Origin of the sequence: Streptomyces sp. NPDC005195 (genome assembly GCF_040608315.1) — a bacterium.
Classification (GTDB): domain Bacteria; phylum Actinomycetota; class Actinomycetes; order Streptomycetales; family Streptomycetaceae; genus Streptomyces; species Streptomyces kaempferi.
In genome coordinates, this window is the sequence record NZ_JBEXHZ010000364.1 from 1 (window position 1) to 1,257 (window position 1,257).

Annotated in this window: 1 protein-coding gene; it reads left to right on the forward strand. The window is 77.0% G+C overall.

The window, feature by feature from the left end; genetic code table 11:
* Positions 1-1,257 (forward strand): acyltransferase domain-containing protein (locus tag ABZV34_RS39685; protein WP_356288235.1); only part of this gene is annotated, 1,257 nt, incomplete at both ends.

Sequence of the window (1,257 nt, forward strand, 5' to 3'; positions counted from 1 at the left end):
CCGCGCTGTTCGCCGTCGGCACCGCCGCCCACGCCCTCGTCCACTCCTGGGGCGCCCGCCCCGACGCCCTCATGGGCCACTCCATCGGCGAACTGACGGCCGCGCACGCCGCGGGCGTCCTCACCCTCCCCGACGCCTGCGCCCTCGTGGCCGCCCGCGGCCGGCTCATGCAGGCACTGCCCGAGGGCGGTGCGATGACCGCCGTCGAAGCCACCGAGGAAGAGGTGCGCGCACTCCTCGACGGGAGCGACGGGAGCGACGGGAGCGGGGACCGGGCCGGCATCGCCGCCCTCAACGGCCCCGCGTCGGTCGTGCTCTCCGGCGACAGCGACGAAGTGGAGCGGATCGCCGCCGTCCTCGCCGGGCGCGGACGCCGCACCAGGCGCCTGCGGGTCAGCCACGCCTTCCACTCCGCCCGCATGGACGCGATGCTCGACGCGTTCGAACAGGTCGCGGCACGCGTCACCTACGCCCCGCCCGCCCTGCCCGTCGTCTCCAACGTGACCGGACGCCTCGCCGAAGGCGACGACCTGCGCACGGCGGCCTACTGGAGGCGGCACGTGCGCGACGCGGTCCGCTTCTGCGACGGCGCCCGCGCCCTGGAAGCCCTCGGCGTCACCACGTACCTCGAACTGGGCCCCGACGCCACGCTGACGACGATGGCCCTCGACAGCGTCACGGACCCCACGACGGCCGCCGCCGCACCGCTGATGCGGCGCGAGGGCGACGAACGCCGCTCCGCCCTGCTCGCCGCGGGCCTGCTGCACGCCCGCGGCGCCGAACTGGACCCGGCCACGCTGCACGACCCCGACGCGCTGCGGGGCGAACCGCCCCTGCCCACCTACGCCTTCCAGCGCGAGCGCTACTGGCTCCAGTCCTCCGCACAGCCCGCCGGGGCGGCCCTCACGGCCGACTCCGCCGAGGAGGCACGGTTCTGGGACTTCGTCGAGCAGGCCGGCCCGCAGGACCTCGCCGACCGCCTCGGCCTCGACACCGACGCCCCGCTCAGCGCGGTCCTGCCCGCGATCTCCTCCCTGCGCCGGGAGCGCAGGCAGACCTCCGAGGAGGAGGGCTGGGAGCACCGCGTCGTGTGGAAGCCGGCCGTCGAGGAGGCCGCCGCCCTCACCGGCACCTGGCTGCTGCCCGTGCCCGCCGCCGACGCGGACGGCGCCTGGGCCACCTCGGTGGCCGCCGCCCTCGGCGCGCACGGCGCCCACGTGGTGAGCGTGCCCGTCGACTGCGCGTCGGCCGACCGCG